Here is a 21,167-nt window from a genome sequence, read left to right as displayed (position 1 = left end):
GCGATGGCTGAGGTCTCCGCGTCGGACGCGCCTACCGAAGGCACGAAATATGGGAGCGGCTCAAGCACCGGTGCGCCCGACTACCCACACGGAACGAGAAGGGACCATAGATGCCGCCCCATTGCCCATGGCTGAGGCCGAACGCCTCGCGGATCTCGCCTGCGAAGATCGAGATGAAGAACGTCTGGCCGAAGCTGCTGAGAAAAGTCAGCAGAACTCCAGCGGTCAGCCAGCGGGCATTATCGCGAAGGAAGGCAAGCGTGTGCATCCGCCTTTGGTGGCGGGAAAGTCAGGGGATTAAAAGACCCTAAAGCGCCTCGCCTTTAACTTGGGGCATCAGAAAAAGGTGGCGCGCGCGCATCTTTTATTTTGTGCACTGGCGCCGCCAAAAGCCGAGACGCAGGGCTTTTGGCAAAACGCTTCAGATGATCGCGGTGCCGCAGCTGTTCAGCCGCCACGCGTGCGAGATCGCTCGGATAACGAGTATTTTTCCCAAGATGAAGCCTGCTACCGCGTCAAAGGACATACCGGCTGAGATCGGTGGATTTTGCAAGCTCACCCAGATTCTTGTCGACAAAGGCGGCATCGACGGTGACCGTGTCGCCAGCGCGGTCGGGCGCATCAAAGCTCAGCTCTTCGAAAACGCGCTCCATGACCGTGTAGAGGCGGCGAGCGCCGATATTCTCGATCGAGGCGTTCACCTCGGCGGCGATCCGCGCGAGCGCCTCTATCCCGTCCTGAGTGAAATCGACAGTGACCTTTTCGGTGCCCATGAGGGCGGTATATTGGCGGGTAAGGGCGTTGTCCGTTTCGGTCAGAATGCGAACGAAATCACCTTCGGTCAGGGCGCGTAGTTCGACCCGGATGGGAAGGCGGCCCTGCAATTCCGGCAAGAGATCCGATGGCTTGGCAACGTGGAACGCGCCTGAGGCGATAAAGAGGATATGATCGGTCTTAACCGCGCCATACTTGGTGCTGACGACCGTGCCCTCGATCAGCGGCAGAAGATCACGCTGAACGCCCTCGCGGCTGACCTCGCCGCCGCGCGCATCGCTGCGGGCGCAGACCTTGTCGATTTCGTCCAGAAAGACGATGCCGTTCTGCTCGACCGCCTCGAGGGCAGCGCGGTTGACCGTTTCGTCATCAAGCAGCTTGTCGGCCTCTTCGCCGATCAGGATGTCATAGCTGTCAGCTACGGTGACCTTGCGCTTGACCGTGCGGCCGCCGAACGCCTTGCCGAAGATATCGCCAAGGTTCAGTGTCTGCCCGCCGCCGGGCTGGCCGGGTATGTCCATCATGCCCATCGGGCTGGAATTATCCGAAACCTCAAGCTCGATCATGGTGTCGTCCAGCTCGCCTGATTTCAGCTTCTTGCGAAACATGTCGCGGGTTCCCTCGCGGGCGTCCTCGCCGGCGATGGCGGTCACCACGCGTTCTTCGGCAGACTTGCGGGCGGCGCTGGTGACGTCCTCGCGCATCTGGTCGCGCACCATGGTCACTGCGCTGTCCATCAGGTCGCGGATGATCTGCTCCACGTCACGGCCGACATAGCCAACTTCGGTGAATTTGGTCGCCTCGATCTTGATGAAAGGGGCGCGCGCCAGTTTTGCAAGACGCCGACTGATCTCGGTCTTGCCCACGCCCGTGGGGCCGATCATCAGGATGTTCTTGGGATAAACCTCCTCACGCAGGTCCGCGCCCAATTGCTTCCGGCGCCAGCGGTTGCGCAGTGCGACCGAGACCGCACGCTTGGCCTCTTTTTGCCCGATGATAAAGCGATCCAGCTCGCTGACGATTTCGCGTGGGGTCAGGTCGGTCATTCAATTTCCTTTTGCGATCTGGACGGGACGTATGCATGGGCGCGAGAAAGACAAGCGCCGGCGGTCATCCGGCGATCGTCTCTACCGTCAGCTTGCCGTTGGTGTAGACGCAGATATCAGCGGCGATCTCCATCGCGGCGCGCGCTATTTCCTCGGCGTTGCGATCACTGTCCATCAGGCCGCGCGCGGCAGCCAGCGCAAAGTTGCCGCCCGATCCGATGGCGGCCACGTCATGCTCGGGCTCGAGCACATCGCCCGCACCGGTGATGACATAAAGATCCTTGCCATCGGTGACGATCAGCATCGCCTCCAGTTTTTGAAGATACTTGTCGGTGCGCCAGTCCTTGGCCAGATCAACGCAGGCGCGTTGCAGTTGGCCGGGCGTTGCCTCCAGCTTGGTCTCGAGCCGCTCAAGCAGGGTAAAGGCATCGGCGGTGGATCCGGCAAAGCCCGCGACCACATCAAAGCCACCGGGGCTGAGGCGGCGAACCTTGCGGGCGCTCCCCTTGATGACCGTCTGGCCGAGGCTGACCTGACCGTCGCCCGCGACGACGACTTCGCCGCCCTTGCGGACGCCGATGATGGTGGTGCCGTGCCATCCGGGGAATTGCTCGCTCGACATCATGATACTCCTGCCTTGTTTTCCCTTATATGGAAGCGTGGCGCGATGAGCGCAAGTTGTGCGACCGACAGCAAAAAGGGCGCCGCAACACGGGGCGCCCTTTGAGATAACATAATTCGGATCGCTCAGATCGCGTCTTCGATCCAGCTTTGCAGCGCGGCCTTGGGGGCAGCGCCCGAGCGGTTGGACACCACTTCGCCATCCTTGAAGATGAAAAGCGCAGGTATGCCGCGCACGCCCATCGCAACGGCCGAGTTCGGGTTGCTGTCGACATCGACTTTCACGACCTTGATCTTGCCGTCCATCTCATTGGACAACTCTTCCAGGGCCGGGCCGATCTGCTTGCACGGGCCGCACCATTCGGCCCAAAAATCCACCACAACGGGGATATCGGAATTCTTTACTTCGGCGTCGAACGTCTCGTCCGTGACGGCTACGGTTGCCATGGGTCTCTCCTACAACTGGGTTCCGAACATACGTATGGAGCGCGCGGCCCAAGGTCAAGTTGCGCCCGCCCGCGCCAGCGCAGATGTCACAATCTCGTGTGGCAATGGCATGAGCGCGGCGCGGCGTGTCCAGAGAATTGCAGTCTCTATCCGGCGGCCCGGATAGATCAGCGCGGCCATCGCGGCATAGGCGCCCATCTGGCGCAAAAGACCATCGGGGCACATCTGCGCCGTTTCGGGAACGACGGCGTTCGATTTGAAATCCACGATCAGCGCGGCCTCTTCCGTCAGGATCAAGCGGTCGATCACCCCCTGAAGGCGTCCAAGCTGCGGCAACTCGGCGGTGATGCCGACCTCGGGCAACGCAGCGGGCGTCCAAAGCTGCGCGAGCGCAGGCGCCTTGATGCACCGCGCGGCCTCCTCCAGCAGATCCGGCAGATCAGCCGCATCCGGCAGGATGCGTGCTGCGGCGTCGGGCCAGTCGGCCTCGGGCAGGGTGGGCAGAAACTCCAGCAGCGCATGGATGCGGTTGCCGCGCAGTTTTGCCGCCTCCTCATCGAGGCCGATATCACCCGGCAGCGCCTTGGCGCCGCCAAGGTCCGAGGGGCTGCGCAGGCCGGCGGCATCGGGGACGGCAGGCGCAGCGCTATGGAAAAATGGGGCAAGCGGGGGGGCATCGCGCTTTGGCTCGGCGGTTTGCGCCTCGGTGGCGGCGTTCCAGTCGCCTCGCTCAAGGCGCAGGCCATCGCCGCCATGAATGCGAAACGGGGCGGCCCCAAGGTCGGTCAACCCGGCGGCGATCTTTTCATACCAGCTATCGCCATTCTCGCCCGGCGCCCTTGCGGACGCCACGATCAGCCACTTTTCCGCCCGCGTCATCGCGACATAAAGCAGGCGATCCCGCTCGGCAGCTTGCGCGTCCTTGATGTTGTCGATCACGGTGGCTTGCGCCGCGGGCAAGGCCGCCGACTTGGCGCGCCAGACAGGGGCCCCGCCGATATTCAGGATCTGGGCCCGCACGTCGTTCTTGCGCTTGCCGGTTTCGGGCAGGATCACGATAGGCGCCTCGAGCCCCTTGGCCCCATGCACTGTCATGACGCGGATCAGATCGCCCGCGCCGTCCATCTGGCGCTTGATCTCCAGCGCGTCGGTTTCGAGCCAGACCAGAAAGCCGGTGAGGCTGTCGACGGCCTTTTGCTCATACGCCAGCGCCTGCGACAGCAGCGCATCGATGCCATCCTCGGCCTCGGCCCCAAGCCGCGCCAGGATGCGGCGGCGTCCATCGTGGCGCGTCAGGATCCGTTCGATCAGGTCATACGGGCGCAAAAACTCGGCCCGGTCGCGCAGATCGGTCAGAAAGGCCATGGTTTCGGGGAATTCCTGGGCACGGGCGCGCAGGGCCTCCCACAGGTATTTGCGCCCGCGCCCTTGGGCCAGATCATAAAGCTGCGCCTCGTTCCAGCCCAGCAGGGGCGAGCGCAGGGCGACGGCAAGCGATAGATCATCCTCAGGCGTCGAGAGGAAGGATAGCACAGCGGCCAGATCCTTGACCGCCAATTCGCCCGCCACCTTCATCCGGTCGGCACCGGCGATGGGCAGGTTGCGCGTCTTGCAAGCGCTTATGATCTCGTGAAAAATATCGCTGCGCGACTGGACGAGGATCAGGAAATCACCGGCGTGCACCGGACGCATGCCTCCTGCGTCCGGAATGGGCTGCCCCTCGGCGATCATGCGCGCGATGGTATCCGCGATTTGGCCGGCCAGGACGACACTGGGATCGTCCTTGGCCTTCAGGTCGACGGGCGTGTGCCAAGGGGGCGGATCTGATGCCTCCGCCTCCGGATTGATGGGCCATAGATCGACACGGCCGGGCATGTCGGGCCAAAAGGAAATGTGGCTCTGATCCGGGGCAAAACCCGAATCCTCAAGTCCGCGAAAGGTGGCGTCGACGACATCCAGAACGGCGCTGGCCGAGCGGAAAGAATGCTCAAGGCTTTGGCTGTGCAGGGGCGTGCCTGCGGCGCCCAGCCTGTCGGACCATTCGCGCTGCATTCGGTCGAATTCGCGCGGATCGGCGCCTTGGAAGGAATAGATCGACTGTTTCTTGTCACCCACGACGAAAATCGTGCGCTCAACATCCTGCCGCGCGCCTTCGCCTGCCGTGAACTCCTGCGCGAGCCGGTCAATCACCTGCCATTGCACGGGGCTGGTATCCTGCGCCTCGTCCACCAGAATGTGGTCGATGCCCCCATCCAGGCGATAGAGCACCCAAGCCGCGACGTCAGACCGTGTCAACAGCGCCTTGGCCCGCAGAATGAGGTCGTCGAAATCCAGCCAGCCGCGCAATTGCTTGGCGCGCGCGTATGCGGGTAGGAACACCTGCGCGAATTCCTGTAGCGCCATGGACAGGCGGACGGCTTGCAATGCGACACGTTTGGGTCGGGCCTCCTCGACCCTGTGCATCCATGCGTCGATCAGATCCATCGTATCACCCAGTGCCTCGCGCGTGGCCTTTGTCGGCACACGGCTGGACACGGAAAACGGGTTTTTCCCCGATTTTGTCAGAAACGCATCCTCCAGCGCGGGAAGCGCGTCATAACCAAGCGACGAGATGCGCCGCAGCTTGGTGGCGGTGCCTACGTCTGTCTTGCTCCCAACGGACATAGCAGTCACTAAACGGCCTAGCAGGCCCGTTTCTCCCCCCAGAAACACTTCTTCCTCAAGGCTGCGGGCAGTTACATCCGGTCTCAGGCCCAGCGCCTGGCTCAGCCCGGCCTCGGTCCAGGGGGCCTCGAACATGGGGGCGCGGCCCACAATTTCGCGGGTGAGTTCGTCCAGCGTCTCGCCGGTGTGGTGCCGGGCCAGCGCGTCCAGCTTGGCTGCCTGTGGGCCAGCGGCGATGTCCTCGATGATTTCGGCGCGCAGCAGCTTGGCCGTTCGCTCTTCCATCTCGACGAACTGCGGGCTGACGCCGGCCTCAAGCGGAAAACGCCTGAGCAAGGAGGCGCAAAACGAGTGGATCGTCTGAATCTTGAGTCCGCCCGGCGCTTCGATCGCGCGGGCAAAGAGGCGCCGCGCGTCGCGCAGCGCGGTGTCGTCCATCGCGCCCTCGACACCCAGATCGCGGAGCGCATCCGCGAGGCTGGCACTCTCCAGCATCGCCCATTGGCCCAGCCGCGCAAAGAGACGGTTCTGCATCTCGCTCGCCGCGGCCTTGGTGTAGGTCAGACACAGGATGTGCTGCGGATCAACGCCGTTCAGCAGCAGCCGCGCCACCCGGTCGGTCAGGACCCGCGTCTTGCCAGAGCCTGCATTCGCGCTGAGCCATGTCGAATTACCGGGCTGCGCCGCCGAGATCTGGCGCAATGTGGCATCATCACGTTCAATCATTTCAGCACCTCCGGGGTGGGATCATCGGTGATGTCCCACTCCCCAAATCGGGCCAGCTGGTCGTAATCGCCCACATCTTTCTTGGCCTGCATCGCGCGCCGCGCGACATACCCCTTGCGGATATCGCGATAGGCCGAGATCAGATCGTGCAAGCCCTGCCAGACTTTGCCTGGGGGCTCGTCCTCCAGCGGGGCAGGCGTCTCGGATGGCTCGGCCCCAAGGCCGATATAGACCGCGCGCGCAACGTCGCAGGGGGCCAGATCGCCAAATCCGGCACGCTCGGCAATCGCGGCCTCCAGGAGGAGTTGCTTGTCGAAGTGTGTCTGCTCCTTGGTGGTTGGCGGCTTGCCGGTCTTGTAGTCGTAGATATGCAGGCAGCCGCGCGCGTCTATGTCGATGCGGTCGGCGTTAGCGACAAGTGTAAATCCAAGATCAGCCATTTGCGCCTGTCCCTTGGCCTCGAACTCGGCCGGGGTGGCAAGGGCGCGCCGGGCCTCCTCGGTTTCGATGAACCAGTCTGCGACACGCTCCAGCCGGGCCAGCCAAAGCGCGCGCGCCTCAGCCCATGGCGCCTCGCGGCCAAGGACGTCCTGCGCCAGATCCATCAACGCCTCGCGGGTCAGTTGACCCGGCGTTTCGATGCTGTCCTTGACAAAGCGCTCGAGCACCTCGTGCAGAACGATCCCGCGCAACAGGGCATCGGGGGCGCGCATAAGCGGATCAAGCGGCCGTAGGCCCAGAACGTGCTTGGCGTAGATTGCGTATGGATCGCGGATCAGCCGCTTGATTTCAGTCACTGAAAGGCGGTTTGGTCTCGCATCCACGGGCGGGCAGGGCGCGGGGCGCGGGGCGGGTGCCGTGCGCTCGACCGCTTCCAACTGCGCCGCACGGTCCAGCCACTCCTGCCCGCGCGCGCGCATCGCATCGAGCGCGGCGCGCCCGCCCTGATCCGGCAGACCTGACATCAGGTTCTGCATCCGGTTCAGCCAGCGTGATACGACGGTTTCGCTCTCGTCCGAGCGGGTGCTGCGGGTCAGCCAGACTTCGCCCGAAAGCACCGCTTGCTGGAAATCATGCGCGGCAAGGCCGATGCGTCGCTCGGGCAGCAAGAGCCCGGCGCGATGGCGCAGCGCCCGGTTCAGCCACGGATCGGGCGGCTGGGACTCGGGCCAGCTGCCTTCATTCAGGCCGGCGAGGATCAGCATATCGGCGCCCTGCACCCGCGCCTCGAGGGTGCCCCAGATCAGGATGCCGGAATGGGGCGCCTCGGCGCTGCGCACCTGCTCGCCCTGCAACAGCGCGGCAAAGAGCGCGGCATAATCCGTCGCTGGCATGTCGCCGCCCTGCTGTGCCTCGGTCGCCAGCAGGTCGCACACGGCGCGTGCCTTCTTGCCCGCCTCCTCTTGCCACAGCTCGCTGACCGCAGTTGGGGCGCTTCCATCTGCAATAGCCTCGGCGCGGGCCAGATGCGCACTGACGCGCGCCTCAAGGGGCATGGCCTCGGGCGCCTCCTGCGCGGTCAGGCAGTCGCCAACCCAAGCGGCCCACTCTGCCGCCATCGGCTCGGACTGGGTGGCGGCCCAGCCTGTGATGCTGCTGGCTGTCGGAAAGGGCGGACCCTTGCGCCGCAGATGAAGCTCCAGCTCGCGTGTCAGGCGCAAATGCGTGCCGCGCCGCCCGCCTGTGTGTGTCAAAGGATGCTTGAGCAGCGTCAGAAGCGCCTCTGCTGTCAGCGGGCGCAGCGCAAGTTCGGCCACATGGCGCAGGAAACGCCCTGGCGGCGACAGATGCAGCGGCATGCCTGCGCTGTCATCGGGGATGATGCCCCAGCGGTCCAGCGCCGCAGCGACGCGCCGGGTCAGCCCCCGGTCGGGCGTAATCAGCGCGGCGGTCTGTCCCGTTTCAGCAGCCTCGCGCAGCCGCATGGCGATGGTCAGCGCCTCGATGCGGTGAGACGGCGCCTCGATCAGGGTTACGCCGTCCATCGCGCTGGCAACCCCCCGAAGCTCGGGCCCCTCGTCCAGCCATTGATCGGTGATGGGCGCGGGCCGCAGCGCCAACGAGACGAGTTTTGCCCGCGCTGCGCTGGGCGGCTCGGCATCCGTCCACCGCCCGATGTCCTCAAGCCCGAGGGCAGCGCGGAGCACCTGAAATCGGTATTGTGGATGATCCTCGCTGAGCATCGCGTCACCCATCGACGCCCAGACATGATCTGGCGTGTCGAAATCGTATCCGGGCAGGATCACCGCCCCTTGGGGCAAGCGCGCAACCGCCTGCATCAGCATCTGTGTCGTGCCGCGCGACCCGGTCGAACCGGCCAGCAGCACGGGATGCTGGGGTGGCGCGCTCTGCCACGCTTCGATCTTGCGGCGGACCACCTCGCGCTGGCGGGCCTCGGCGCCCGGTGCGCCGCGCCCGTCCATGAAATGCCTCACAATGTTGAGAAACGCACGAATCCGCTCCCAATGGCCGGATTGGTCACTGATATCGAGACTTTCGATCACGTCCGGGGGCACGCCCTCGCCCTCCATCTCGTCCATCAAGGTCGCGAGGCTGTTGGCCAGATCATAGAGCGCGGTGCGCGGGGCCAGATCCGGCTGTGCATCCAGCAGTGACGAGATTAGCTGGATCAATTCCAGCCTCCGGCGCAGTGGCGGCGCGGGCGGTGCAATATCGGCCATTCTCCAGTCGCGGCCCAGCTCGGCCACCAGCGACACGCGCGGCATCAAACGTGCGGGCCCGTCCGACAAGAGGGTCTGTAGCCGGCGGGCCATGCGCCGCGTGTTGACGATAAGATGCACGCGGCCCAGCGCCTCGGGCGGCTGTCCGTCGAGGCGCTGCAAAATACCTGCGATCAACTGGGCGGGGAAATCCACGCCGGGCGGCAGCCCATAGACGCGCGGCGCCTCTTGAGAGTCAAACATTGCCCCCTCCCAGCATGTCTTCGGCGAGGGTGATGCCGCCCGGATGGCCGACGTCGCACCACTTGCCGGGATAGCTGGTGCCGAAAAGGCGCCCGGCCTCGATCAGCTTGTCCCACACAAGGTTGAGCGAAAACGCCCCATCCGGCATCTCTGTCAGCACATCGGTGCGGATGATCTGTGCGCCGGAATAAACAAGGTTTGGGCCCCGCGTCGCGCGCCCGTTGGCCTCCAGAACGAAGTCACCCTTGCCCGCATGGCCGATAGCCTGCGCGGGTGGCAAACACAGCAGCAGGGCGTCCATGGCCGTGTCGTCCCATGCCCGCGAGAGCAGTGTCAGGGGGTTTGGCCCCTGCCACACGGCATCGGTGTTCATCGTAAAGACGGGCAATCCCCCGAGCAGGGGCAGCGCCGCACGCAGGCCGCCGCCAGTATCGAGAATCTGGCCCGCCTCATGGGATATGGCGACATCGCGACCCTCCAGATGTGCTGCAATCTGATCAGCCTTGTAATGGGTGTTGACGCAAATGCGCCCGACGCCCGCATCCTCCGCGAGGTCCAGCGCATGATCCAGCAGGGCGCGTCCGGCCACCTCGATCAGCGGCTTGGGCCGATCACGGGTCAGCGTGCCCATGCGCGTGCCGAACCCGGCGGCAAAGAGCATCAGGTCGTTTGGGGCAGGGTGCATCTGGCTTTGAGATCCTTGAGAAATTCGGGGGTCGGCGTCGGCAGGACCCCGAGGACGAGAGGGGCCAGATGGGCAAGGGCCGGATGGGCCAGATCACGCTCCAGCAGGGCCCAGACGCGCGGGATCAGGTCAATGTAATGCGCCTTGCCATCGCGCAGGCAAAGCCGTGCAAAGACGCCGATGATACGCAGATTTCGCTGCGCGCCCAGCACATGATAGGCCGCATCGAAGGCCGCCGCATCAACGTTTGCGCGGCTGACATAATGCTCGACCATTGCGCGCTCGATATCCTCGGGCACGTCGCGCCGCGCATCCTGAAGGAGCGACACGAGATCATAAGCGGGATGTCCGCGCATGGCGTCCTGAAAATCCAACAGGCCCACCCGCGCGATACCCAGGCGGTCAGGCAGCCACAGAAGGTTCTCGGCGTGATAATCGCGCTGGATCAGAACGCTGTCATCGCTGGCATGCTGGGTAAGTGCCGCCAGGATGGCGCCATGCGCGGCGGCGCGCCCTACGCTACTATTGTCATTGGCGTACCACTCGAAGGCGAGGGCGGACATATCCGCCATCAGCGCGGGGTCATAGGCTTGCAAGCCGGGCGGAAGTGGCTGCGCGTGCAGATGCACCAGAACATCCGTGGCGGCGGTGTAAAGCTCGGCCTCACTGGCGGGCGCGCTCGGGATGACCCGCGCAAAAAGATCATCGCCCAGATCCTCCAGCAGCAGAAACCCTTGCGCGCTGTCCTCTGCCAGGATCTGCGGTGCACTCAGACCCATACCCGACAAGTGCCGCGCGATGGCCGCGAAGGGCCGCACATCCTCGCCGCGCTCCGGGGGCGCATCCATCAGGACCGCGCTGCCGTCTGCGCGCGACAGCCGCATGTAGCGTCTGTTGGAGGCATCCCCGGCCAAGGGGCTGAGATCGGCGCCCCTCCAATCCGTGCCATCGAGAAAGCGGGCGGCGAGGATGTCGCGATCAGTCATGTGAAATCTCCGCAAGGCGCGCGGCCCAAATGCCCTCGTCGCCGGAAAAGATCAGCCTGCGCGCGTCGGTCGCATCCACGTTTTCAATGCGCAGGTCCAACGCGTGGCGCGGTGCCAGGTCACCGAGGCGATCGGGCCATTCGACAAGGCAGATCGCAGCTTCAAAGGCGTCGACCAGCCCCAGCTCGAACACATCATTCGGATCGCCCAGCCGGTATAGATCGGCGTGCCAGATTTCGCCGGACGCAACGGGATACGTCTGAACCAGCGTGTAGGTTGGCGATGGCACGTCTTCGGGATCGGTCATCTGCGACTGGATGAGGCAACGTGCGAAATGGGTTTTGCCCGCGCCGATATCTCCGGTCATCAGAATTGCATCGCCCATGCTCAGGACCGCCCCGAGCCGCTGCGCGATGGCGCAGGTCCGTTCGGGGCCGTCGGAGGGCAGGGTGCAGGTTGCGCGGTCAGGCATGCGCCGACACTACACGCGCCGGGCCCGCCTGCAACCGAGATCAAGACGCCCTGCCAAAAACTCGGGATCACAGCTTTTGAGCGGAGCGGAGTGCCCGGTCTGAAAACGGCGCGTGCCTCGCCTTTAGCGGATACGTCAGGGAAACGGCGTGAGGCTTCAGCTGGCGGCAACGCGGGTCGCCACGGCGTGCGCGATCTCTGTTCGGCTGCGCAGGATCAACATTCGTGCCCCGCCGGGGAGCACCTCGACCCTGTAGCAAAGGCTGTGGCCCGGCGGAAGTTCAACGGACTTGCGCAGCGGGACGTCTTGCCGCCGCGACCTGAGCTGTTCTTCTACTTCGCGCCAGACCGTCGGGGACGGCAAGGCGCGGGCGCAAGCGTCCATGAGATCGGGGACGGACATATCGGCAAAGGAGGTATCGGGATCGACGCCCAGAAGGTCGATCGCGGAGGAGTTGCAAAACGCCAAGACGCTATTGGGGCCAATGACGATCACGGCCTCGGGCAGGCTGTCGAGCGCGGCCTGCCGCAGATCGACCTGCGAGCGAAAGCGCCGGGCAAGCATGACTTCGGCAGAGATATCCTCAAACAGGAAGGCGACCGCGCCGTCGGGGTGGGGCCGCCCCGTGACGCGATAGGTGACGTCATTGGGCAGGGACCACGTCTCTTGATACAGACCGCCCTCGGCGGCGCCGATGACCTCGCTGATCTGGCTGCGCCATGATGCGTAGCTGCGCGGTTCGGGCATGACGCGGCGATCGCGCAGCTTGTCGAAGAAGGCCATGAGATCAGGCTTGCCGCTGAGGAAATCGGCGCCCAGCGACGTGAGATCGACAAGCGAGGGGTTAAAGAGCGCCAGCTTGCGGTTCTTGTCAAAGACGGCGAGACCGATGGTGAGATAGGCGAAGGTCTTGGTCAGAGTCTGAACAAAATCCTTTTGCATCCGCTCGGCATTGACGATCTTGGTGATGTCGGTGGCATGGTAAAGCGTGCCAAGGCAATCATCGGTCTGGCTGATTTCATACCACCGGCTGCGGGCGCTGCCTTCGGATGTGATGGACAGGCGCGTGGCGCTGGCATCATCGGGCGTGCCGCCGGCCAATGCATCCGAATGTTCGGCAGGATCGAAGGCGGCAGTGGATGCGGCATTGCGCCAAAGGACTTCGCCAGTCCGCGCCGTTTTCCAGATGGGATGGGGCGCCCGTTCGAACGCGTCTGTGGCCTCATCCATTCGTGTTTTGGCGACCAGCATTTCGTGCCGCTCGGCAGGGCAGGCGTGCGGCGGGTCGGTCAGGGTAACGCGAATGCCGTGCTTGGTGCAGGCCAGCTTGAGCCTGCCTGTATCGCCAGCAAGACGCGAGCGCAGCTGCATGGTCGCCATCGGCGCCAGATCCGTCAACGTGGCAGGCAGTTCGTCGAAGCGGGGCGCAAGCCAGTCGTGCAGATCCGCCCAATACACGGCCTTTCCCGCCCCCGCAGGGAGCGCACCCGCGTCATGATCGAACATCTCGTCGCCGCTGAAAAGGAAGGTCGCGACACCGCTTGGCGGCGCGGGCATCGTGGCCTGCCTCGGCGTGGGCGACAGACGCCCGACCAGCCACAGAAGCCCAAGGGATAAAAATCCAGCGATCAAACCCGTTTGCAGCCACACCATCCATGCGCCCCTTTTCGGCCCCGCGTGAGAGCCGAGTGTGCGTCACGCCTGGTTAACACATGGTTAAGCAAAGAAGGCTTGGCGCACGCGCCTTGAGATAACGACTGTTTTCAGTGTGTTATCGGGACGTTTGTGCCAATGCCCGTGCCCGGCTCGACTGCGCTGACTTCCAGCTTGGCGCGCGGCCATACCACTTCGACGATGGCTCCGGTTCTTTCGTGCATCACCGAATCGCCCTTGAAGCTGTCGGATCCATTGGCAAAGCTGAGGTCGGCGCCCGACCGCTCGAGCAGGGTCTTGGCGATAAAGAGCCCAAGGCCCATTCCATCGTATCCGGGTCGGCGATCGGCGCTGCCACCGCTGCGCGCCCGTCGCGGGATCTGAGGATCGCCGATGCGCCCCAGCAGATGTGGCGGAAAGCCGGGGCCGTCATCCATGATGCGCAGGGTGATCCGCCCCGGCGACCATCTGACCTCGATCCAGACGCGTGCGTCGGCGAAGTCGACGGCATTCTGAATGAGGTTGCGCAGACCGTGGATCACCTCGGGGCGGCGCAGGATGACAGGGGGGCCGCCTTCCTCACCGCCCAAGGCGCCATGATCGAACAGCAATTCCTTGCCGCGATCTGCATGCGGCTCGCTTGCCTCTTCGACAACGGCGGTAAAGGGCGCACGCCGCAGATGGAGGTCATCCTTTCCGGCGCGCCCCATGGACCGCAGAATGTCGCGACAGCGGTCGGCTTGCTGACTGATGAGCAGGGCATCCTCGCGCATGTCGCTGCCTTCGGGCAGGTCGCTGGCCAGCTCGGCGCTGGTCAGCTTGATCGTTGCCAAGGGTGTGCCCAACTCATGTGCCGCGGCGGCCACGACTCCGCCCAGATCAGTTAGTTTCTGCTCGCGGGCGAGGGCCATTTGCGTGGCCTGTAGCGCCCCGGACATGGCGTGCATCTCGGTTACGATCCAGCGCGAATAAACGCCAAGAAACACGATTCCGATCACGATGGCGATCCACGTCCCAAAGAGAAAGATCGCTGGCTTTTGCATGACAAAGCCTGCGTCGCTGCGCAGATCGAGATGAAACAGCGCCAGCACCGTGACGATCAAGATGGCCGCCATCCCCAGGAAGAGGGTCGAGCGCGCCGATAGCGACGACGCAGAGACAATGACGGGCCCAACGATCAGCACCGAAAACGGGTTGTTCAGACCGCCGGTAAGATAGAGCAGCATCCCGAGCTGCACCAAATCAAAGAATACGACGGCAAAGTTCTCGGTCTCGCTCAGCCGCTTGGTCGCGGGAAAAACCATGGAGGCGATCAGATTGCTGACAATGGCGGCGCCGATCACCAGATAACAAAGGCCGGTTTCGATCTCGATGCCCAAGACACGTTCGGCCACGATCAGTGCCGATATCTGGCCGACGATGGCCCACCATCGCAGAAGGATCAGTGTGCGCAGCCGAATCCATGCCCCACGCCCGCGCGGCGCCACTTCGATCGGAGTGGCGGACTGCGATGTTTCACCCTGTTGTGTCTGCTGTGGCATGGAGTAGATGTGGCACAAACCCCCAGAGTTGCCCAGCCAGAAGGATCGCCCGATGACCCGCAGTTTCGCCATTGCCGCAGGGGTTGCCCTGACCAGCGTGTTGGTTGTCGTGCTGGGCGGCATCTACATTGCGACAGCAGGTCGCGGGGGCGACGACTTTGCACAATGCCGCAGCACAGCCATAGCCGATGGGGGCGCCGACATCGGCGGTGATTTCACGCTGGTTGACGAAACCGGTGCGACGGTGACCAGTGCCCAGGTGCTGGATCAGCCGTCGCTGATCTACTTTGGGTATACGTTCTGCCCTGATGTCTGCCCGCTGGATGTGGCGCGCAATGCCGTGGCGACTGACATTCTCGAAGAGCGCGGCGTCATGGTGAAGCCCATCTTCATCTCGGTCGATCCAGAGCGCGACACGCCACAGGTCGTCGATGACTTTACGCATGCGCTGCATCCCCGGATGCTGGGCCTCACCGGCTCGCCCGAGCAGGTCAAGGCCGCGAGCCAAGCCTATCGCACCTATTACAAGGCGCATGAGCCGACCCCGGGCGAGGAGGATTACTATCTCGTCGATCACTCGACTTTCACGTATCTGACCCTGCCGGAACACGGCTTTGTCGAGTTTTTCCGCCGCGAGATGACGGGCGAGGAGATGGCAGACAAGGTGCAGTGCTTTGTCGAGGCCAGCTAGCCTGCGATCACCATTTGACGCAGGTCCCTGCGCGACCTACTTCATGGCAATGTTATACAGTGGAATGGAGCGCGCGTAATGGCCGAAATCGAGCTGGACCTGGGCAGTGACCCGTCTTTGCTGTTGGTCGATGATGACGAAGCGTTCGTGCGCCGTCTGGCAAAGGCGATGGAAAAGCGCGGCTTTCATGTGGAGGTCGCGACATCTGTCGCCGAGGGCCGCGCCATCGCGGAGGCCCGCCCGCCCGCTTACGCGGTGTGCGACCTTAGGCTTGAGGATGGGAATGGCCTTGATGTGGTCGAGGTGATCCGCGAACGCCGGCCTGAAAGCCGTGTGGTTGTCCTGACCGGGTATGGCGCCATCGCGACCGCCGTGGCGGCGGTCAAGATCGGCGCCACGGATTACCTGTCAAAACCTGCGGATGCGACCGATATTACCAATGCGCTGATGGCGACTGGCGATGACATGCCGCCGCCGCCCGAAAACCCGATGAGCGCCGACCGTGTGCGGTGGGAGCATATTCAGCGCGTTTACGAGCTGTGCGACCGGAATGTATCGGAGACGGCGCGCCGGCTGAACATGCACCGTCGGACGTTGCAGCGGATACTGGCCAAGCGGTCGCCCAGATAAAGAGCGGCGCGTTTTGACTGGACCCAAGGATCGAGTATTTTTGGAACAATGAAAGGGCGGGGGTGAGACCCGCCCTTTGGTTTGTCACTTGTCCTTGAGACGGCGCTTCCGCGCGGCCAGCAGCTTGAGGCGGAGGGCGTTCAGCTGGATGAATCCGGCTGCGTCCTTTTGGTCATAAGCGCCTGCGTCATCCTCGAACGTCACATGCGCCTCGGAATAAAGCGAGTGATCGGACCAGCGACCAACGCATGTGGCTGAGCCCTTGTAGAGCTTCAACTTGACGGTGCCGGTGACGTGTTCCTGGCTTTTGTCGATGGCCGCCTGCAACATCTCTCGTTCGGGCGAGAACCAGAAGCCATTATAGATCAGCTCGGCGTAGCGGGGCATAAGGCTGTCCTTGAGATGGCCCGCGCCAGAATCGAGCGTGATCTGCTCGATCCCGCGATGCGCCTCGAGCAGGATGGTGCCGCCCGGTGTCTCGTAGATGCCGCGCGATTTCATGCCCACGAAACGGTTTTCGACAAAGTCGAGCCGGCCGATGCCATGTTTGCCGCCAAGCTCGTTGAGGCGTGTGAGGATCGTGGCGGGGCTGAGCGCCTCGCCATTGATCGAAACCGCGTCGCCGCGCTCGAAACCGACTTCGATGGATTCGGGGGTATCGGGTGCATCCTCAGGCGAGACTGTGCGCTGATAAACATAGTCAGGCGCCATCTCGGCAGGATCCTCGAGCACCTTTCCCTCTGAAGAGGTGTGCAGAAGGTTGGCGTCGACCGAGAAGGGCGCTTCACCGCGCTTGTCCTTGGCGATCGGGATCTGGTTCTTTTCAGCGAAATCCAGCAGGCGTGTGCGGCTGGTCAGATCCCACTCGCGCCAAGGCGCGATGACCTTGATGTCGGGGTTCAGGGCGTAGGCCGCCAGCTCGAACCGGACCTGATCGTTGCCCTTGCCGGTGGCGCCGTGGGCGACGGCATCGGCGCCGGTCTCGGCGGCGATCTCGACCAGGCGCTTGGAGATCAGCGGGCGCGCGATGGAAGTGCCCAAGAGGTAGAGACCCTCGTAAAGAGCATTGGCGCGAAACATCGGGAAGACGAAATCGCGCACGAATTCCTCGCGAACATCCTCGATATGAATGTTCTCGGGCTTGATCCCGAGGGTGATCGCCTTTTCGCGGGCTGGCTCGAGCTCTTCGCCTTGGCCCAGATCGGCGGTGAAGGTCACGACTTCGCAGCCGTATTCTGTTTGCAGCCATTTCAGGATGATCGAGGTATCGAGGCCGCCGGAATAGGCCAGCACGACTTTCTTGGGCGCGGACATGTGCACTTCCTTTGTCAGGGTCGGGCCGGGAGGTATCCGCTTTTTCGGCGCTGGGCAAGGGATTGCGAGGCTTGTCCGCCCAGCAAGCCTGTGGTTTGAGCCAGACAGACAGGGTTCTGGAGGCGTGGATGCTGGGATTGAAGATAGTGGGCCATGCTGTGCGCATGGTGTTCGGAAACCTTGGCGCCGTTCCGCCGGCTGCCGCGATCGAAAGGTCGATCGGCATAGGTTACGCGTGGAGGCAACGGGCCGGGGCAGCGGCGCCATCGCGGTAGTGACGCTGATCATGGCCGTGGCAAGCATCGTCTCTACCGCCCTACCGTCGCAGATCGCTCTTGCCAGCTTGCCTCTTGGAGTCGCCATCCAGCTTCTGTTCAGCGTCCTGCTGGGAATGGTGCAGGTCAGCGTCTTGACCACGATCTATGGACATTTCTACGAGGACCGCCCGCTAGGCTGAGGTTGCCGGCAGCGCAGGCCAGGGGCGTGCCCTCTTGCGCGAAACGCACGCTTAGGGCAGGCAGTGTAGCATGAGTGATTTTCAGCATAACGCGCGCGCCGCCGAGGCAGCCATGCGCGATGTTTTCGAAGCGACGCCCTTGCAGCGCAACGAGCATCTGTCCGAGCGCTATGAGGCGAACATCCTGCTCAAGCGAGAGGATCTGACGCCTGTGCGATCCTACAAGCTGCGCGGCGCGTTCAACGCGATGCGCAAGGTGCTGGCGCGGGGCGGCGATGCGCCGGTCTTTGTCTGCGCCAGCGCGGGCAATCATGCGCAGGGCGTTGCCTTTATGTGCCGGCATTTCGGGGTCGAGGGCGTGATCTTCATGCCGGTGACGACGCCGCAGCAAAAGATCGGCAAGACGCGCATCTTTGGTGGCACCAACGTGCGGATCGAGCTGACCGGGGACTACTTCGATGTGACCCTTGCCGCCGCGCAGGAGTATTGCGCGCGCACGAAAGGTCAATTTCTGTCGCCCTTCGACGATGAGGATGTGATCGAGGGCCAGGCGTCGGTCATGGTCGAGATCGAGAGGGATCTGGGTGGGATGCCGGACCATATCGTGATGCCGGTCGGGGGCGGTGGCCTGTCATCCGGCGTCACCAGCTACGTGGCCGACCGGGCCGAGATCACGCTGGTCGAGCCGCAGGGCGGGGCAAGCCTGCAGGCTGCGCTGATGGCGGGCGCGCCTGTGCGGCTGGATCATGTGGACAACTTTGCCGATGGCGCGGCCGTTGCCCAGATCGGGGCGCGAACATTTGCGCGGTTGCGCCATCTGGATCCGGGGCAGGTCGTCACAGTGGATGAGGATCGTCTCTGCACGACGATGATCGAGATGCTGAACATCGAAGGCATCGTCCTGGAGCCGGCGGGTGCGCTGGCTGTCGACGCGCTCAAGGATATGCGCAACAGGATCCGGGGCAAGACCGTCGTTTGCGTCACCTCGGGCGGAAACTTCGACTTCGAGCGTTTGCCCGAGGTCAAGGAGCGGGCGCAGCGCCATTCCGGGGTCAAGAAGTACTTTATCCTCCGGCTGCCGCAGCGCCCCGGTGCGCTCAAGGATTTTCTCAATCTGCTGGGGCCGGACGACGATATTGCGCGGTTCGAGTATCTCAAGAAGTCGGCGCGCAACTTCGGCTCGGTCCTGATCGGCATCGAGACGAGCCGAGAGGAAAATTTTGCGCGCCTCCTGTCTGTCTTGTCGGAGGCCGGGTTTACCTATCGCGACATCACCAACGATCCGGTGCTGGCGGAATTCCTTATCTGACTTTGATGGCGTCATGCGGCGTTGAGGCCGGGCAGGCCCTCGATGAAGGCCACCTTCGAGGCGTCGAAGCTGCTCATCGTGGCATCAAGATCGACCTCATCCGCGCGCCGGGTTGCTGCTGCTGTCTCGCCCCTCTGGCAAAGCTCGGCAAAGGCGGTAAAGCCAAGGTTGAGCGCGCCGCCTTTCAGAAAGTGCAGGCGCGCCTCAAGCGCGCTGGCCGGGCACCCTGCGCGCAGATCGTCAATTTCGCCTTCGACCTCTTCCAGAAAAAGCTCGACGACGTCAGAAAAATCGTCTTCGCCGATTTCAGCGCGCAATTCCGCAACTCTGGCCCAATCAATCATGGCGTTACCTCCGATGCGATCAGGCTGACGCAAAGCCGTTAAGGTACGGTTACCGGCGGCCGGTTTCTTGCGACCTTCATGCGTTCACGGTCTGTTAATGGCCCGTGCAGTAGGCTCGCCCGATTGAATCCGAGGGGAAGTGTTTTGTCCCAAGCTACACATTTATCTGCGCAGCCAGAGGTGCCCACGCCGTTGCGGGCGATCCGCCGGGTCCTGGTGGTCGATGACAGCCGCCTGCAGCGCCGCATCCTCGCGGCGCTTCTCAAGAAGTGGGGTTTTGCAGTGACCGAGGCCGAATCGGGCAACCAGGCACTGGACATCTGCCGTGACATGCCGCCGGACCTCGTGCTCAGCGATTGGATGATGCCGGGGATGTCCGGTCTTGAATTTTGCAATGCGTTCCGGGGGATGACGCGCGATACATATGGGTATTTCATCCTGCTGACCTCCAAGTCGGACAAGGCCGAGATCGCGCATGGCCTCGATGCCGGTGCCGATGATTTCCTCACCAAGCCGGTCGATCCCGGCGAATTGCGCGCCCGTATCACCGCAGGGGAGCGCATCCTCGAAATGGAGCGACAGCTGACCGAGAAGAACCGCCTCGTCAACTCGACGTTGGACAAGCTTCAGGCGCTTTACGCATCGCTCGATGCCGATTTGATGGAGGCCAAGAAACTTCAGCAATCACTCGTCAGTGACCGCCACCGCGATTTTGGCATGGCCGAGGTGTCGATGTTGCTGCGTTCGTCGGGGCATGTGGGCGGCGATCTGGTTGGTACGTTTCAGGTCAGCGATACGCGAATCGGGCTCTACGGGCTGGACGTCTCCGGGCATGGAGTGAGCTCGGCGCTGATGACGGCGCGCCTTGCCGGGTATCTCTCTGGCGCCGCGCCCGAGCAGAACATCGCATTGCAGCGGACTGCCGAGGGGACTTATGTCATGCGCCCTCCTGCCGAAACGATTGCGGCCCTCAACGATCTTTTCCTGAGCGAGCTGGATACCGAGCATTATTTCACACTGCTGCTTGCCGATGTGGATTTGGCCACGGGCCGCGTCGTCATGGCGCAGGCCGGGCATCCTTATCCTGCCATTCAGCGGGCCGATGGCAGTGTCGAGATGGTCGGGGAGGGTGGGCTGCCGGTCGGGCTGATACCGGGGGCAGAGTATCAGGATTTTGATGTGCATCTCGGCCCCGGTGACCGCCTGATGATCCACTCCGACGGCGTCACCGAATGCGCGGCGCCAGACGGCACGCTGCTTGACGATGAGGGGCTAGCAGACCTGCTGGGCGAACTGCGCACCACGACGGGTCTTTTCTGCCTTGAGGCGCTCGTCTGGAAACTGGCAGAGTTCACCGGAGGTGATGTTTTTGCCGATGATGTCTCGGCCATCTTGCTCGAAATCAAGCCTGACGAACCCAGCGGCTGACGAACATGCGGTCGCCCTCATTCCCCAGCTCGCTTGCGGCGGTTACGGCGTCAATCACGAGGGGCGTATGACCAGGTTCGGTCGGATCGCAAATCTGGCGCACGGGCTGCGCGGTATAGATCGTACAGAGCTTCTCGGCCCACATGTCATACTCGGGCATATAGACAAACCGCCGGAACGCGCCCAGCCGAACGGGATTGGCGATGGACCACCCGGTTTCCTCCATGACCTCGCGGTAAAGCGCCCTCAGAGGCGACTCGCCGGGGTCAATTCCGCCTCCGGGCAGTTGCAGTTCGGGCTCGGGCTCATGCTGGAGCGTGACCAAAAGACTGCCTTCGAGCGGCAAGAGCGCATAGACGCCATGACGAAGCCGATAAGATCGCCCGCGCTGCGGCACTGGGCCCACTCGTCGTATCATCTGCCTCACTCCTCTTGGACGCCGGGTTGCCCCTTCC

At 63.4% G+C, this 21,167-nt stretch carries 18 protein-coding genes and 1 pseudogene; 5 read left to right on the top strand and 14 right to left on the bottom strand.

Features of this window, described 5'->3' with window-relative positions:
* Positions 1–106 precede the first annotated feature (106 nt).
* The 11 genes and pseudogenes from V8352_RS03065 to regB all read right to left on the bottom strand — a co-directional run.
* Positions 107–268: pseudogene (locus V8352_RS03065) on the bottom strand (MFS transporter); the annotation flags it as partial.
* A gap of 247 nt (positions 269–515) precedes the next feature.
* Positions 516–1,820 carry an ATP-dependent protease ATPase subunit HslU gene (hslU, locus tag V8352_RS03060; RefSeq protein ID WP_336422775.1) on the bottom strand — a complete coding sequence of 435 codons (1,305 nt, stop codon included), beginning with the start codon at positions 1,818–1,820 and terminating at the stop codon, positions 516–518.
* Between the two features lie 64 nt (positions 1,821–1,884).
* Positions 1,885–2,442 carry an ATP-dependent protease subunit HslV gene (hslV, locus tag V8352_RS03055; RefSeq protein ID WP_336422774.1) on the bottom strand — a complete coding sequence of 186 codons (558 nt, stop codon included), beginning with the start codon at positions 2,440–2,442 and terminating at the stop codon, positions 1,885–1,887.
* 125 nt (positions 2,443–2,567) lie between these two features.
* On the bottom strand, positions 2,568–2,888 hold the full coding sequence (trxA, locus tag V8352_RS03050; protein WP_336422773.1) for a thioredoxin: 321 nt from the start codon (positions 2,886–2,888) through the stop codon (positions 2,568–2,570).
* 54 nt (positions 2,889–2,942) lie between these two features.
* Positions 2,943–6,278, bottom strand: a complete 3,336-nt coding sequence (gene addA, locus V8352_RS03045; protein ID WP_336422772.1) for a double-strand break repair helicase AddA — start codon at positions 6,276–6,278, stop codon at positions 2,943–2,945.
* On the bottom strand, positions 6,275–9,202 hold the full coding sequence (gene addB / locus V8352_RS03040) for a double-strand break repair protein AddB (protein ID WP_336422771.1): 2,928 nt from the start codon (positions 9,200–9,202) through the stop codon (positions 6,275–6,277). The genes addA and addB overlap by 4 nt, the downstream gene beginning before the upstream one ends.
* Complete coding sequence (locus tag V8352_RS03035) at positions 9,195–9,887, bottom strand: nucleotidyltransferase family protein (RefSeq protein ID WP_336422770.1); 693 nt, start codon at positions 9,885–9,887, stop codon at positions 9,195–9,197. Before V8352_RS03035 ends, addB begins: the two co-directional genes overlap by 8 nt.
* Positions 9,863–10,873 (bottom strand): aminoglycoside phosphotransferase family protein, encoded by a 1,011-nt coding sequence (locus V8352_RS03030; RefSeq protein ID WP_336422769.1) that lies wholly within the window; start codon positions 10,871–10,873, stop codon positions 9,863–9,865. The genes V8352_RS03035 and V8352_RS03030 overlap by 25 nt, the downstream gene beginning before the upstream one ends.
* Positions 10,866–11,345 carry a tRNA (adenosine(37)-N6)-threonylcarbamoyltransferase complex ATPase subunit type 1 TsaE gene (gene tsaE, locus V8352_RS03025; protein WP_336422768.1) on the bottom strand — a complete coding sequence of 160 codons (480 nt, stop codon included), beginning with the start codon at positions 11,343–11,345 and terminating at the stop codon, positions 10,866–10,868. Before tsaE ends, V8352_RS03030 begins: the two co-directional genes overlap by 8 nt.
* Before the next feature lie 156 nt (positions 11,346–11,501).
* Positions 11,502–12,998, bottom strand: a complete 1,497-nt coding sequence (locus tag V8352_RS03020; protein WP_336422767.1) for a PAS domain-containing protein — start codon at positions 12,996–12,998, stop codon at positions 11,502–11,504.
* Positions 12,999–13,108: 110 nt separating this feature from the next.
* A complete protein-coding gene (regB, locus tag V8352_RS03015; protein ID WP_336422766.1) occupies positions 13,109–14,539 on the bottom strand; it encodes a sensor histidine kinase RegB in 1,431 nt (476 codons plus the stop codon).
* A gap of 52 nt (positions 14,540–14,591) precedes the next feature.
* On the opposite strand from regB, the gene V8352_RS03010 reads away from it, so the two are divergent.
* Entirely contained in the window at positions 14,592–15,230 is a 639-nt protein-coding gene (locus V8352_RS03010) for an SCO family protein (protein ID WP_336422765.1), read from the top strand.
* 78 nt (positions 15,231–15,308) lie between these two features.
* Positions 15,309–15,860, top strand: coding sequence for an ActR/PrrA/RegA family redox response regulator transcription factor (locus V8352_RS03005; protein ID WP_336422764.1), 552 nt, complete (start codon positions 15,309–15,311; stop codon positions 15,858–15,860).
* A gap of 84 nt (positions 15,861–15,944) precedes the next feature.
* On the opposite strand, the gene V8352_RS03000 is transcribed toward V8352_RS03005, so the two are convergent.
* The gene (locus V8352_RS03000; RefSeq protein ID WP_336422763.1) at positions 15,945–17,174 is read right to left on the bottom strand and encodes an argininosuccinate synthase; all 1,230 of its coding nucleotides are present in this window, start codon (positions 17,172–17,174) and stop codon (positions 15,945–15,947) included.
* A gap of 235 nt (positions 17,175–17,409) precedes the next feature.
* Between V8352_RS03000 and V8352_RS02995 the strand changes: the two genes are divergently transcribed.
* Positions 17,410–17,631, top strand: a complete 222-nt coding sequence (locus V8352_RS02995; protein WP_336422762.1) for a hypothetical protein — start codon at positions 17,410–17,412, stop codon at positions 17,629–17,631.
* Between the two features lie 70 nt (positions 17,632–17,701).
* Positions 17,702–18,940 (top strand): threonine ammonia-lyase IlvA, encoded by a 1,239-nt coding sequence (gene ilvA, locus V8352_RS02990; protein ID WP_336422761.1) that lies wholly within the window; start codon positions 17,702–17,704, stop codon positions 18,938–18,940.
* Positions 18,941–18,951: 11 nt separating this feature from the next.
* On the opposite strand, the gene V8352_RS02985 is transcribed toward ilvA, so the two are convergent.
* Positions 18,952–19,284, bottom strand: coding sequence for an Hpt domain-containing protein (locus V8352_RS02985; RefSeq protein ID WP_336422760.1), 333 nt, complete (start codon positions 19,282–19,284; stop codon positions 18,952–18,954).
* Between the two features lie 144 nt (positions 19,285–19,428).
* Between V8352_RS02985 and V8352_RS02980 the strand changes: the two genes are divergently transcribed.
* Positions 19,429–20,712: a PP2C family protein-serine/threonine phosphatase gene (locus V8352_RS02980; RefSeq protein ID WP_336422759.1), complete on the top strand. Its 1,284-nt coding sequence runs from the start codon at positions 19,429–19,431 to the stop codon at positions 20,710–20,712.
* Here V8352_RS02980 and V8352_RS02975 read toward each other — a convergent pair.
* Entirely contained in the window at positions 20,687–21,130 is a 444-nt protein-coding gene (locus V8352_RS02975) for an NUDIX hydrolase (protein ID WP_336422758.1), read from the bottom strand. The two genes, V8352_RS02980 and V8352_RS02975, sit on opposite strands and share 26 nt — an antisense overlap.
* Positions 21,131–21,167: the final 37 nt, after the last annotated feature.

The organism is Roseovarius sp. D0-M9, from assembly GCF_037083805.1.
Lineage (GTDB): Bacteria > Pseudomonadota > Alphaproteobacteria > Rhodobacterales > Rhodobacteraceae > Roseovarius.
This window is presented reverse-complemented; position numbering and strand designations above follow the sequence as displayed.